Here is a 13177-nt window from a genome sequence, read left to right as displayed (position 1 = left end):
GGGGGCGTGGATGGCACTCACCGACGACGCGATCGCGAAGATCCGGAGCATGATCCAGAGCGGCGAGCTGCCGCCGGGGACGCGGTTGCCGCCCGAGCCGCAACTGGCCGCCCAGATGGGGCTGTCGCGCAGCGGGGTCCGCGAAGCGGTGAAGGTGCTTGAATCGGCCCGGGTACTCGACGTGCGGCGCGGCGACGGGACGTACGTCACGAGTCTCGCCCCCCGGCTGCTGCTGGAAGGGCTCGGCGTCGCGGTGGAACTGCTGCGTGACGACACCCTCCTGGAGGTCATGGAGGTACGCCGGATGCTGGAGCCGATGGCGACCGGCCTGGCGGCGCTGCGGATGACCGACGCCGATCTCGACGAGATCGGCCAGATCCTGGAGGACATGCGGGCGGCGGCCGACGACGCCGAGAAACTGATCCAGTTCGACACCGCCTTCCACCACACCGTCGTCGCCACCACCGGCAACGAGACCCTCACCTCGCTGCTGGACGGCCTCTCCGGCCGGACGCTTCGGGCTCGGGTGTGGCGCGGCCTGATAGAGGGCAACGCGGCCCACAAGACGATCGACGAACATCAGGCGATCTACCTCGCCCTGCGCTCGCGCGACCAGCTGCTCGCCCAGGCCAGCGCGTTGATCCATGTCAACACCTCCGAGGCATGGCTGCGTACGGTGCTCGCCGCCAAGCCGGCGGCCGGGTAGCCGCCGCCGGGCGCGGTCGGGCGGGCCGGGGCGGCGGCCGACTGCCGGGACGTCGGGCACAACCGGCCGGCAGGACGGTCGGATTCATCCCGACACCCCCGACTGTCCGGGGCGGGCACCCCGCCCGGTCAGCTCGTAGCTGCGCAGCGCGGTGCCGCCGAAGATGTCGTACCGTTCCCGCTGCGTCAACGACGGCAGGGCCGCCTCCAACGCCCGGCGCACCCCCAGGTAGTCCGACCTGAGCAGACACACCGGCCAGTCCGAGCCAAACATCAGACGATCCGGGCCGAACTCCTGCACCGCCACCTCCACGAACGGGCGCAGATCGTCCGGCGTCCAGTCCGGCGCGGCCTCGGTGACCAGACCGGAGAGCTTGCCGGTGACATTGGGACTGGCGGCCAGGGCGGCGAACGAGTCGCGCCACCGCCGCAGCCCGGCGGCACCCTCGTCGATGCGGGGCTTACCGAGATGGTCCAGGACGAACCGGAGCTGCGGCACCGCCCGCGCCGCCCGGCCCGCCGCCGGCAGCTGATCGGCCCGGATCACCAGGTCGAAGGCGAGCCCGGCAGCGGCGATCCCGGCGAGCCCGCGCCGCACCTCGGACCGGTCGAGGTAGTCCGGGTCCGCCTCGCCCTGCACCTGGGCGCGCAGCCCGACCAGCAACTCACCGCCGCGCAGCCGGCGGTAGCGCTCGATGGTGGCGGGCAGGTCGTCGGCCGCCACGTCGATCCAGGCCACCACCCCGAGGATCGGCGGAGTGTCGGCGGCGTAGCCGAGAAACTCGATCGCCTCGTCGGGATGGCAACGACCGCCCTCCACCAGCACCGTGCCGTGCACGCCGGCCGCGGTGATCTCGGTGATCAGATCCGCCGGGGTGAACGGCCGCCGGATCGCGGCCAGGCCCGGTTCCGCAAGCCAGGTGTAGCCGCGCTCCGGACGCCACAGGTGATGATGCGCATCGATGATCATGCCGTCGGCGCTCCCGCCATGAGGGGCGTGCCCGCCCACTCCGGACCGTCCGGGAAGCGGTACTCGGCCAGCGAGGCGGGCAGGATCTGCGCGCTCATGCCGGGGGCGGCAGGCGCGAGATAACGCCCGCCGCTGACGCGTGCCGGGTCGGTGAAGTGCTCGTGCAGGTGGTCGACGTACTCGATGGCCCGGTCGTCGGTGCTGCCGCTGAGCGCGACGAAGTCGAACATGGCCAGGTGCTGCACCAGCTCGCACAGCCCCACTCCCCCGGCGTGCGGGCAGACCGGCACCCCGAACTTCGCGGCGAGCAGCAGGATCGCCAGATTCTCGTTCACCCCGGCGACCCGGCAGGCATCGATCTGCACCACGTCGACGGCGTCGGCCTGGAGCAACTGCTTGAACATGACCGCGTTGTGCACGTGCTCGCCGGTGGCCACCCGGACCGGCGCGAGGGCCTTGCGCACCGCGGCGTGCCCGAGCACGTCGTCCGGCGAGGTCGGTTCCTCGATCCAGTACGGGTCGAACGCGGCCAGCTCACGCATCCAGCTGATCGCCTCGGGCACCCCCCAGATCTGGTTGGCGTCGACCGCGATGCGCACGTCCGGCCCGACGGCCCGCCGGGCGATCCCCATCCGGCGTACGTCGTCGGCCAGGTTCCCGCCGACCTTGAGCTTGATCAGCCGGTACCCGGCCTCGACCGCCTCCTGGCAGAGTCGCGCCAGTTTCTCGTCGTCGTAGCCCAGCCAGCCGGGGGTCGTGGTGTACGCCGGATAGCCCTCGGCCCGTAGCTGCCGCTCGCGCTCGGCCCGCCCGTCCTCAGCGGCCCGCAGCAGCGCCAACGCCTCGTCCTCGGTGAGGGCGTCTCGCAGGTAGCGGAAATCCACCTGGGCGACCAACTGCTCCGGGGTGAGGTCGGCGAGCAGCTTCCACAGTGGCTTGTCGGCCCGCCGGGCGGCGAGATCCCAGACCGCGTTGACCAGCCCACCGGCGGCCATGTGCACGACCCCCTTCTCCGGCCCCAGCCAACGGATCTGGCTGTCCCCGACGAGCCGGCGGGCCAGCGCACCCGGGTCGGCGACCAACTCGTCGACCCGCTGGCCGATCACCATCGAGGCGAGCGCCTGCACGGCCGCGACCTGGAGGTCGGTGCCCCGGCCCACGGTGAACACGAGCCCGTGGCCCTCGGCGCCGCCGGTGCTCCGCAGGATCACGTACGCGGCGGAGTAGTCGGGGAACGGGTTCATCGCGTCCGACCCGTCGCGGTGCCGGGACGTGGGAAACCGTACGTCGATCGTTTCTACGGCCGAGATGCGTTCACTCACCGGAGCTCCTGGAGGTTTGAACAGGTGAACATGGTCGTCTGTCGTGCGATGGCCCGGCCGGCGGGCCGAGCCGGCTAGGTCTGTGCCTTGCCTCCGGTGATGCGGGAGACCACCAGGGCCACCAGGATGACGGTGCCGTTGAGGAAGTTCGTCCACTGCGCGGGCACTCCGGCCAGGGTCAACACGTTGATGATCATGAAGAGCAGCAGGACGCCGGTGAACGCACCGAAGACGCTGCCCTTGCCGCCGTTGAGGCTGACGCCACCGATCACCGCCGCCGCGAAGACCTGGAAGATGGCGCCGCTGCCCTGGGCCGCCGGCACCGCCGCGAGCCGCCCGCTGATCAGCAGACCGGCGAGTGCCGCGAGCACGCTGGCCACGATGAGGGCGATCCAGAGCACCCGGTCGGTACGGATACCGGCCGCGCGAGCCGCGTCGGCGTTGCCGCCGATCGCGTACAGTGCCCGGCCGGCGCGGGTGTAGCCGAGGACCACGATGCCGCCGGCGAACAACAGCAGCGACAGCCAGATCGACGCCGGCACCCCGACCCAGCTGGCCGAGCCGAGGTAGGTCATCGACTCGGGCAGCATGAAGAAGGTCTGGCCACCCGAGATGCCGGTGAGCAGTCCGCGCAGGACGATGAGCATGCCCAGGGTGACGATGAAGCCGTTGAGGCCGAAGCGGACGATGAGCAGCCCGTTGAACGCGCCGACGAGGGCGCCGACGAGCAGCACGACCGGCACCGCCCAGGCGTCCGGCACCAGGTCGAGGCCGAGCCCTCGGGTGAGTGCCGGGTCGACGACCAGCCAGGCCGCGATGCCCGGCGCGAGGCCGAAGGTGGATTCCAGCGACAGGTCCATCTTGCCGGTGATCAGCACGATGGTCTGGGCCAGGACCACGATGGCGATCTCCGACATGCTCTGCAACACGTTGATGATGTTGTCGGTGCTGAGGAAGACCGGGCTGATGATCGACCCGACGATCGCCACCGCGACGATCGCCGGTACCAGGGCCAGGTCACGCAGCCTGGCGACGGCCAGAGTCCGCGAGGCGGGCCCCGCCGGTGGCGGTGCCGCGGCTGGTGGCGCGGTGGTGGACAGCGTCTCAGACATGGTGGAGATCCACCCCTTCCATGGCAGCTACCAGCTCGTTGTCGCTCCAGCCGTGGGCCATCTCGCGGACGACCCGCCCCTGGAACATCACCAGTACGCGGTCACAGATCCGCAGGTCGTCGAGTTCGTCGGAGACGACCAGCACGGTGGTGCCGCGACGGCGTACCTCCTCGACGACACCGAGCAGGGTCTGTTTGGACCGCACGTCGACCCCGGCGGTCGGGGTGATCAGGACCAGCAGCTTCGGATCACTGGCCAGCGCCCGACCCATCACCACCTTCTGCTGGTTGCCGCCGGACAGGTCGGAGACCGGCACGTGCGGCCCGGACGCCTTGATCGCCAGATCGGCGATGGTGTCCCGGGCCAGGGCGTCGCGCCGGGCCGGCGAGATGAGGCCCCGCCGCCCGACGCGGCCCGGCACGGTCATCGTGACGTTCTCGGCGATGGAGAGCAGCGGCACCAGCCCCTCCCGGTGCCGGTCCTGCGGCACCAGCCCCACGCCGGCGTCGAGGGCGTCGGGCACACTGCCCGGACGCAGCGCGCGACCATCGACGGCGACCGTCCCGCCCGCCGGCCGGGCCAGGCCGACCATCGCCTCGGCGACCTCCACCTTGCCGCTGCCGCCACCGCCCGCGATGCCTACCACCTCACCCGCCCTGGCCTGCACCGACAACTCGGCGCCGGAGGAGGTGACCAGGTCGCGCACCGACAACAGCACCGGCGCGTCGGCGGGCAACGGCCGGTGGTCGGCCTCGGGCATGGTCACGTCCTCACCGGTCATCGCGGCCACCAACTCCGGGCGGCTCAGCTGTGCCACCGGGGCGGTGACGATGTGCCGGGCGTCGCGGAAGACCGTCACCTGGTCGCAGATCTCGTAGATCTCCTGGAGGTGGTGGCTGATGAACAGGAACGTCACGCCCTGCGCCCGCAGGTCCCGGATCCGGGCGAACAGCCGGTTGATGCCCGCGCCGTCGAGCTGGGCGGTCGGCTCGTCGAGGATGATGAACCGGGCGCCGAAGGAGAGCGCCCGGGCGATCTCCACGAACTGCCGCTGCTCGACGGAGAGGGTCGCGGCGGGCTGGCGTACGTCGACGTCGACCGACCACTCCGCCAGCAACTGCGCCGCCTCGCGTCGCAGCCTCGACCAGCGGATCAGACCGGCCGGGCCACGAGCGTGCCGGTTCAGGAAGAGGTTCTCCGCCACGGTGAGCGTGGGGATGATCGTCGACTTCTGGTAGACGCAGGCCACCCGCCTGCGCCAGGCGTCACGGTCCCCCAACGGCGGCGCCGGGCGCCCGTCGAAGGCGACCGCGCCCTCGTCGGCGGCCTGCAACCCGGTGAGGATGCTGACCAGGGTCGACTTTCCGGCCCCGTTGCGCCCCACCAGCGCGTGCGTCGTACCACGGCGGACCATGATTCCGGCGTCGGAGAGGGCCACCGTCGACCCGAATCGCTTGGTGATGTGCACGGCCTCCACGACGGGCTGGTCGGCACCGGCCAGCCCGTCGCTCGGCCCTTGCGGGACGGTGCTCATGCGTTGTTGCCCCACAGGGACGGGTCGTCGAACTTCAGGGTGGGCTCACCGGCGATCGGCGCACCGTCAAGCGTGACCAGGGGTGCCGGCAACTGGTCCTCCAGCAGCCCGTCGCGCACCTGGATGATGTTGCTGCCGTGCTCGGTCGGGCCGGGCTGGAACGTCTTGCCCTCGATCGCCGCCTGCACGTACGCCAGGCCGTGCTTGGCGTAGAGGTCGGCCGGCTGGCTGACGGTGGCGTCGATAAGCCCCTCGCCGATGTTCTTCAGTTCCTCGGGGATGCCGTCGTTGGAGACCACGAAGACGTGTTTCGGGTCGCTCGGCGGCACCTGAAGGCCCCGCTGCTTGAGGATCTGGAGCGTGCCCGACAGCGCGAACGACGACTGCATGTAGATGCCCTTGATGTCCGGGTCCGACGCGAACCGGGTCTGTAGCTTCGACGCCGCCACGTCGGCCTTCCAGTCGGTGGCCTCGCCGAAGACGGTGATGCCGGGGAACTCCTTCTGCATGCACTCGTTGAACGCCTCGGTACGGTCCCGACCGTTGATCGAGTCCAGGCCGCCCTGAAGCATCACGACCTTGCCCTTGCCACCGAGCTTGGTGCCGAGGAACTGGCACGCCTTGATGCCGTAGGCGCGGTTGTCGGCGCGGACGACCATGAAGACGTTGCCGGTGTCCGGCCGGGTGTCGATGGTGACCACCGGGATCTTCTTGCTCTCCAGTTGGGACAGGGTAGGCGCGATGGCGGCGGTGTCCTGCGGCGCCATCACCACCCCCTTGACGCCCTGGCTGATGAAGGTCTGGGTGTTCGAGATGAGGTTGGCGATGTCGTTCTGCGAGTTGGTGGTCTTGATCTCGACGCCCAACTCGTCGGCGAACTGCGGGATGTACTTGATGTAGGAGTTCCAGAAGTCGGTGTCGGAGCGGGGGTAGTCCACGCCGATGACCTGGGAGTCGCCCGATCCGCCTTCGTTCGAGCCGGCACCGCAGCCGGCCGCGAAGGTGGCCGAAGCGCCGAGCAGCACGGTGAGCCCGACGCTCAACAGAGCGTTATGCTTCATCGAAGATCCTCCATATATTCCAGGAAGTGATCCGACGCGTGCCGCCGGGACGGATCCCGGCGATGCACGCGTCGGAGGCGCCTGCGAGAGGTTCAGGCGGTGGTGCCGGTCCAGAGCAGGACCGTGGCTGCGGCCCCACCCGCGCCGAGGGCGGCCATCAGCGCACGACGGGTGACAGGGGGACGGGACATGGCGATCCCTCCAAAACGCGGGAATGGCGGGGGTGGTGGAGCTCACGCGCGTTAGACGTCAGACGTTAGGGGTAGCAGGCATGTAACGTCAACGCCTCAACAAGGGATATGCCCCGGGAAATCCGGGAGGCTTCCCGATTCGGTGGACACCTCGGCACGCGACACATCAGATGAATGCGCGGCCCGAGGTGAGGGCTGCCAGCGCGGCTCGTCCGAGCGTCAAGAAGGGGCGAGCGCCGCCCCGGTGAACCACCCGATGTTGGCGGTCACATCAGGCTGCCGGCCGAGGCGACACGTCGCACGCAGGGACGCCATGGGAACGTTAACATCGATAGCTCTGAGATTGCCAGCTTGTTTCGCTGGTCGCGCTGGCGACCCCCAGCACGGCTCGCGGCCGGGTCGCGGGCGCGATCTGGCCCGCCGGCTGAGCTACCACCGCAGCGATCGGCACCTCGACGACGCGGCCGAGTTTGTTGGCACCATCCTCGACCCCGATACCAGTCCGCAAGCCAGAACCAACGATCTGCACTGGCTCAGCCGCATCGCCGAGACGGTCGCCGACCCCGGCTACCCGGTCTGATCGCGCCGGTTCTGTCGGTCCCGGGTGGCAGGGTGGCTTCCGGACGCGCAACCGATTGGAGCAACCCGATGAGCCGGCACATCCAGGTCACCTTCGACGCCCACGATCCGAAGGCGCTGTCGTCATTCTGGCGGGCGGCACTCGGTTACGTGCATCCCGGCCCGCCCGGCGTCGACCTGCCCGACGGCGCTGACCCGCTGGCCGCGTGGGACGAGTTCCTCGCCGGGCTCGGCGTACCGCCGGAGGAGCGCAACACCCGGTCGGCCATCGAGGATCCCGACGGTCACGGGCCACGGCTGTTCTTCCAGCAGGTGCCGGAGGACAAGGTCGTCAAGAACCGCCTCCACCTCGACGTACGGGTGGCTCCCGGGCTTGTGGGCGCGGAACGGATGGTGGCGCTGGAGGCCGAGTGCGAGCGGCTCGTCGCGCTGGGCGCCACGCGGCTGCGCCGGGTCGACCCCGCGCCGCCGTTCGAGGCCGGCTTCATCGTGCTGACCGACCCCGAGGGCAACGAGTTCTGCCTCGACTGACGGGCCGTCGACGGTCACGGTCCCGGCGGCCCGTGGCGGTCGTTCCGCTGCCGCCGGACGAGCACCACCAGTTGCGCGTGGGTTTGCGCGTCGGCCGCCACGACGAGACCGCCGACGCCGCGGTGCCAGGGCTGGCCGTCGAGCCCGGTCACCACGCAGCCGGCCGCCTCGCAGAGGGCGATGCCGGCGGCGAAGTGCACGCTGTCGCGCTGCTGTCCGTCGGTCACATATCCCGCCCGCCGGCCGGCGGCGACCCACGCCACCGCCAGCGTGGTCGACACGACCCGCGGGTGGAAGCGCGCGACGAACTCCTCGTCGGCCAGCAGCCGGCTGGCCCGGAACGCCGGCTCGTTGGGAAACGGCGGATCGAGATTGACGTCCACCAACCGCGACCGCGCCGACGGAGTCAACCGCTCGTCCACACCGGCTCGCCGCACGTTGGCGCCGGACTCGTCGGCCCAGAAGACCTCCTGGGTGGAGGAAGAAGGAAAAGCCAGGTAGGCGTGCACGGTGCCCGCCGAGGCGTGCTTCGGGCACCGTGTCCCGCCAGCGGGCGACCCTATCCGGCCAGGCAGTCCCGCACCGCGGCGCTGAGCAGGTTGGCCCGCTCGTCGTCCACGCCACCCATCTGGTTCACGACGTAACCGAAGCCGACCTGGTGGGTGTCGTCACCGAAGGCCAGGTGCCCGCCCGCGCCGTCGTGACCGAAACTGCGCTCGCCGAGCATCGGGCGGGGCTGCGAGTGCACGAGGAATCCGGTGCCCCAGCGGTGCCCGGCGTCGGGATGCCCGTACACCTGCTGGCCGGCGGCGCGGACGGTGATCGCGTCGTCGACGGTGGCGGTGCTGAGCAGCCGTGGTGTGCCGGTCTCGGAGACGCAGGCGGCGTAGAGGCGGGCCAGGCTCTCGGCGGTGCTGACCGCGCCCGCGCCCGGGATCTGGGCCGCCTGGATGGCCGGGTCGTTGAAGCTGACCAGGCCGTTCTCGTCGGCGGGGAAGGCGAAGGCGCCGCCCATGGTGATCCCGCGATCGGCGACCGGGTCGCTCTCCGGGCCGAGGTCACCGATCGGTGCCAGCATCCAGGCCACCGCGTCGCGTTCGGTCGCCGGCAGACCGATCCAGGTACGCAGGCCAAGTGGCTCGGCGAGGGAACGGGCGAAGAAGGCACCGGGCAGTTCCCCGGTGATCCGGCGGATCACCTCACCGATCAGCCAGCCGTAGGTGATCGGGTGGTAGCTGTGCGCCGTACCCGGCTTCCACAGCGGGGCCTGTGCCTCGATCGCCTCGATCACCGGGTCCCAGGCGAGCACCTCCTCGCGGGTGAACGGCTTGTCCAGCGCCGGTAGGCCAGCCTGGTGGGTGAGCAGCCAACGGACCGGGATCTCCGCCTTGCCGTGCTGGCCGAACTCGGGCCAGTAGCGGGTCACCGGCGCGTCCAGGTCGAGCCGGCCCTGCTGCACCAGCAGGTACGCGCAGATCGCCATGATCCCCTTGGTGACGGAGAAGACGACGGCGGGCGTGTCGGTGGTCCAGGGGCGGCCGGAGCGCGGGTCGGCCAGTCCGCCGTACAGGTCGACGACCTTGCGTCCGCGCAGGTAGACGGCGACCGCGGCGCCCACCTCCCCACGGTGGGCGAAGTTGTCCCGGAACACGTCGGCGACCGGGCCGAAGCCGTCGTCGACAACGCCGTGGATCTGCGGGTCGGTCAACTCGCTATCCCTTCACGGAGCCCTGGAGCAGGGCCTTGATGAACTGTCGCTGGAAGATCAGGAACACGATGAGGGTGGGGGTGAGGATGAGCAGCGACCCGGCGCAGAGCAGCACCAGATCGGTCCCCCACTGTCCCTGAAACGCGCCAAGCGCGCCGGCCATGGTCCGTTTGGTGGCATCGTCGACCATCACGATGGCGAGCAGGAACTGGTTCCAGGTCCAGAGGAACAGCAGGATCGTCAGCGAGGCGATCGCCGGTCGGGCCAGCGGCACGTGCACCCGCCAGAACAGCTGCCAGGTGTTGCTGCCGTCGACCCGGGCCGCCTCGGACAACTCGGGCGGCACGTTTGTGAAGTGCGCCCGCATCCAGAAGACCGCGAACGGCATGTAGAGGCCGATCAGCGGCAGGATGATCGCCCATCGGGTGTTGAGCAGACCCAGGTCCCGCATCTGGTAGTACAGCGGGGTGATCACCGCTTCGAAGGGCAGGGTCAGGCCGAGCAGCAGCAGGCCGAACGCGATGTGACCGCCGGGCACCCGCAGGTGGCCGAGCCCGAAGCCGGCCATGGTGGCGATGAGTACGCCGACCGGCACCACCACGGCCACGATCAGCATGCTCGACTTCAGCAGGGCGCCCATGTTGGCGGCGGTGAAGGCGTCGGCGAAGTTGCCCCACTGGGGGTCCGACGGCCAGGCCAGGCCGGTCGGCACGGTGCCGCGCGGTTGCAGCGCCGCGGACAACATGCTCAGGAACGGCAGCAGGGTGACGACGACAAGCGCGATCAGGAAGATGCGTCCGGTCAGCCGCTCACCGCGACTGGTCATGTTCACGCCTTCTCCCCTCGGGTCAGCCGCTGAATCGGCAGTACGCAGACCAGGACCAGCAGCATCAGCACCACGCCCAGGGCCGAGGCGAGCCCGACCTGTCGCTGGGAGAAGGCGAGCCGGTAGATCTCCAGCCCCGGCACGGTGGTCTGGATGCCCGGGCCGCCGCTGGTGGAGATGTAGACGATGTCGAAGCTGGCCAGGGCCGCGATGACGGTCACGGTGAGGCAGACACCGATCTCCTGGCGGAGGCTGGGCAGGGTGACGGCGAAGAACTCCCGGATCGGGCCGGCGCCGTCCATCCGCGCCGCCTCGTAGAGCGACGGGTCGATCTTGCTCATGCCGGTGACCAGCAGGATGGTGCACAGGCCGAGCATGACCCAGGTGCCGATCACGCCCACCGCCGGCAGCGCGGTGCTGAACTCACCGAGCCAGGACCGGGTGAGCCCGTCCAGCCCGACGGCGCGCATCGCCTGGTTGATCAGGCCGCTGCTGGAGAGCATCCAGCTCCAGGCGATACCGGCGGCCACCAGCGGGATCACCTGGGGCAGAAAGAGCACGGTACGGACCACGGTGCCGGCCGGGCCGGTGGTGATCCGCCGGACCAGGCTGGCCACCAGCAGGCCGAGTACGACCGGGATGAAGCTGAAGAAGATGATCAGGATGAACGCGTTCGAGATGATCTTCAGCAGGTCGCGGTCGGTGAAGACGGTGAGGTAGTTCTCCAGCCCGACCCAGGTGGCCGCGCCGATGCCGTTCCACTGGTAGAGCGAGTACTGCACGGTCAGCGCGAGCGGGCGCAGCACGAAGAAGGCGTACATGATCAGGGCGGGCAGGACCCAGAGCCAGCCGATCCACCGGGCCGTGCGGCCCCGCCGCTTCCGGTGGGGCCGCACGGGTTGATCGGGGGTCCCCCCGCCGGGTCGGGCGATGCCCGACCCGGCGGGAGCGCTGCCAAGGGCAGACGTCATCGGGACAGTTCCTTCTCGTACTCGGCCTGGACCGCCTTGACGTACCCCTCGGGGGTCTGCTGGCCGGCGATCAGCTTCTGCATCTCGGGAGTGATGGCCGCGGCGAAGATACCGCCGGTGGCGTTCGCGGTGAAGTCGACGGCGCCGTTGTCGGCACCGAGCTGCTGCGATGCCTTAAGCGTCTCGGCCAGTACGGTGCCGTCGGTCACCGCCGGCAGCGGCAGCTCACTCGGGCCGCCCGGGTGCGAGCCACCGACGTTCACCGAGATCTCCCGGGCCTTGTCGTTGGTGTGCACCCAGTTCAGGAAGTAGGCCGCGGCGTCGGCGTTCTTCCCCCGGGCACCGACCCCGAAGGTGTTCGGCGCGGACATCGCCACCTTCTTGGCGTCGGCGGTCTCACCCGGGAAGAGGAAGAACCCGACCTCACCGGCCATGTTCTTGTCCAGGTTCGCCGACTCCCAGTCGCCGTTGAACATGAACACGCCGTTGCCCTTCTGGAACTCGCCCATCATCGCGGTGTAGTCGATGGCGTTGGCGTCCTTCGGGAAGTAGCCGGCCTGAGCCCACTTCTGGATGGTCTGGGTCGCCTTGAGCGCGGCCGGGGTGTCGAAGGTGGCACCCTGCTTCTGGAAGATCCAGTCCGCGATCTGGGTCGGGTCGCCGAACTGGTTCTGTAGCGCCTGGTGCGGAAAGTTGATGCCGGCGGTGTTCTTGTTGAACTGCATGATCGGCAGCAGGTTGGCCGCCTTGGCCTTGGCCAGCAGGTCCTCGAACTCGGCGATGGTGGCCGGCGGCTGGGTCATGCCGATCTGCTCGGCCTGCTTCTTGTTGTAGAAGACGCCGGTCACGCTGTAACCGAGCCCCATGCCGTACAGCGAGCCGTTGCCCCGCTCCGCGCCGCCGTCGGTGAGCCGCAGCTGGACCAGCTGCGAGGCGGGGAACTTGTCCCAGCCGTACGCGTCGAAGTACGGGTCCAGGTTCTTCAGCAGCCCGTCCTTGACCAGGTCGACCATGGTGGGCAGCCGGATGATGTCGGGCGCGTTGTCCGAGGCGAGCACCCGTGGCGCGTTCTCCACGATGACAGTGAACTGGTCCTCACGGACGTTGAACTTGACGTGCGGGTGCTGCCTGGTGAACTCGTCGGCGAGCGCCTTGGCCAGCGGGAAGCCGGTCTCGGCGTACATCTCCAAGGTGATCGGATCGGTGCCCAGTTCCGTGCTGACCTCGGCGTCGGAGTCGTTCGACGCGGTCTGCTCGGAGCCGGGCGCGCTGCACGCGGTGATGGTCAGGCCGGCGGCCAACAGTGGCACCAACAGTGCCAGCCGGCGGCGGCTGAATCTGGTCGAGAACTCCGGCACCTCAATGCTCCTTGAACTCGTCCGCGAACCGGGCCGATCGGCGGCCGGTCGGCGTCCACCGGCCCCGGCCGTCGGGCCGGTCGCGTCGGACGTCGCGCGCCGATTGCGTGGCTCGCGTTCCCAATGAAGACTTGGCGGACAACGCCTCCGCCAGCGGCTGAACCTCGTCGCTAAACTGATTTAGCAGAGCATGCGCGTGATGCTTGGGACTGTCAAGGAGGAGTTGGCAACGGTCCGGAAACGACTGGTTCACGAGACGGACTCGGTGGACTCCGGCCGCCCACCGATGACCAGCCCGGCGACACCACC

At 69.8% G+C, this 13177-nt stretch carries 13 protein-coding genes and 1 pseudogene; 3 read left to right on the top strand and 11 right to left on the bottom strand.

Features of this window, described 5'->3' with window-relative positions; all coding sequences use genetic code 11:
* Positions 1–10 precede the first annotated feature (10 nt).
* Complete coding sequence (locus QQG74_RS15540) at positions 11–706, top strand: FadR/GntR family transcriptional regulator (RefSeq protein WP_341721000.1); 696 nt, start codon at positions 11–13, stop codon at positions 704–706.
* 84 nt (positions 707–790) lie between these two features.
* Here the strand turns inward: QQG74_RS15540 and QQG74_RS15535 are convergent, their stop codons facing one another.
* The 6 genes from QQG74_RS15535 to QQG74_RS15510 all read right to left on the bottom strand — a co-directional run bounded on the left by QQG74_RS15535 (position 791) and on the right by QQG74_RS15510 (position 6895).
* Positions 791–1675: an amidohydrolase family protein gene (locus QQG74_RS15535; protein ID WP_341720999.1), complete on the bottom strand. Its 885-nt coding sequence runs from the start codon at positions 1673–1675 to the stop codon at positions 791–793.
* Entirely contained in the window at positions 1672–2997 is a 1326-nt protein-coding gene (locus QQG74_RS15530) for an enolase C-terminal domain-like protein (RefSeq protein ID WP_341720998.1), read from the bottom strand. Before QQG74_RS15530 ends, QQG74_RS15535 begins: the two co-directional genes overlap by 4 nt.
* A 74-nt stretch (positions 2998–3071) precedes the next feature.
* Complete coding sequence (locus tag QQG74_RS15525) at positions 3072–4109, bottom strand: ABC transporter permease (RefSeq protein ID WP_341720997.1); 1038 nt, start codon at positions 4107–4109, stop codon at positions 3072–3074.
* Positions 4102–5643 (bottom strand): sugar ABC transporter ATP-binding protein, encoded by a 1542-nt coding sequence (locus QQG74_RS15520; RefSeq protein ID WP_341720996.1) that lies wholly within the window; start codon positions 5641–5643, stop codon positions 4102–4104. Before QQG74_RS15520 ends, QQG74_RS15525 begins: the two co-directional genes overlap by 8 nt.
* Complete coding sequence (locus tag QQG74_RS15515) at positions 5640–6704, bottom strand: sugar ABC transporter substrate-binding protein (protein WP_341720995.1); 1065 nt, start codon at positions 6702–6704, stop codon at positions 5640–5642. Before QQG74_RS15515 ends, QQG74_RS15520 begins: the two co-directional genes overlap by 4 nt.
* A gap of 92 nt (positions 6705–6796) precedes the next feature.
* Positions 6797–6895: a twin-arginine translocation signal domain-containing protein gene (locus tag QQG74_RS15510; RefSeq protein ID WP_341720994.1), complete on the bottom strand. Its 99-nt coding sequence runs from the start codon at positions 6893–6895 to the stop codon at positions 6797–6799.
* A 313-nt stretch (positions 6896–7208) separates the two neighbouring features.
* Between QQG74_RS15510 and QQG74_RS15505 the strand changes: the two genes are divergently transcribed.
* Positions 7209–7475, top strand: coding sequence for a hypothetical protein (locus QQG74_RS15505; protein WP_341720993.1), 267 nt, complete (start codon positions 7209–7211; stop codon positions 7473–7475).
* A gap of 68 nt (positions 7476–7543) precedes the next feature.
* The gene (locus QQG74_RS15500; protein WP_341720992.1) at positions 7544–8005 is read left to right on the top strand and encodes a VOC family protein; all 462 of its coding nucleotides are present in this window, start codon (positions 7544–7546) and stop codon (positions 8003–8005) included.
* Between the two features lie 14 nt (positions 8006–8019).
* On the opposite strand, the pseudogene QQG74_RS15495 reads toward QQG74_RS15500, so the two are convergent.
* The 5 genes and pseudogenes from QQG74_RS15495 to QQG74_RS15475 form a co-directional block, all read right to left on the bottom strand.
* A pseudogene (locus tag QQG74_RS15495) lies at positions 8020–8475 on the bottom strand (inositol monophosphatase family protein); the annotation flags it as partial.
* 89 nt (positions 8476–8564) lie between these two features.
* Positions 8565–9713: a serine hydrolase domain-containing protein gene (locus tag QQG74_RS15490; protein ID WP_341720991.1), complete on the bottom strand. Its 1149-nt coding sequence runs from the start codon at positions 9711–9713 to the stop codon at positions 8565–8567.
* A gap of 4 nt (positions 9714–9717) precedes the next feature.
* Positions 9718–10539 (bottom strand): carbohydrate ABC transporter permease, encoded by an 822-nt coding sequence (locus QQG74_RS15485; RefSeq protein ID WP_341721246.1) that lies wholly within the window; start codon positions 10537–10539, stop codon positions 9718–9720.
* A 2-nt stretch (positions 10540–10541) separates the two neighbouring features.
* Positions 10542–11435: a sugar ABC transporter permease gene (locus tag QQG74_RS15480; protein WP_341720990.1), complete on the bottom strand. Its 894-nt coding sequence runs from the start codon at positions 11433–11435 to the stop codon at positions 10542–10544.
* Positions 11436–11506: 71 nt separating this feature from the next.
* The gene (locus QQG74_RS15475) at positions 11507–12868 is read right to left on the bottom strand and encodes an extracellular solute-binding protein (RefSeq protein ID WP_341720989.1); all 1362 of its coding nucleotides are present in this window, start codon (positions 12866–12868) and stop codon (positions 11507–11509) included.
* Between the last annotated feature and the right edge of the window lie 309 nt (positions 12869–13177).

This window comes from Micromonospora sp. FIMYZ51 (assembly GCF_038246755.1).
GTDB lineage: Bacteria > Actinomycetota > Actinomycetes > Mycobacteriales > Micromonosporaceae > Micromonospora.
Note: the sequence above shows the minus strand (reverse complement) of the source record. Positions and strands in the feature narration are given on the sequence as shown.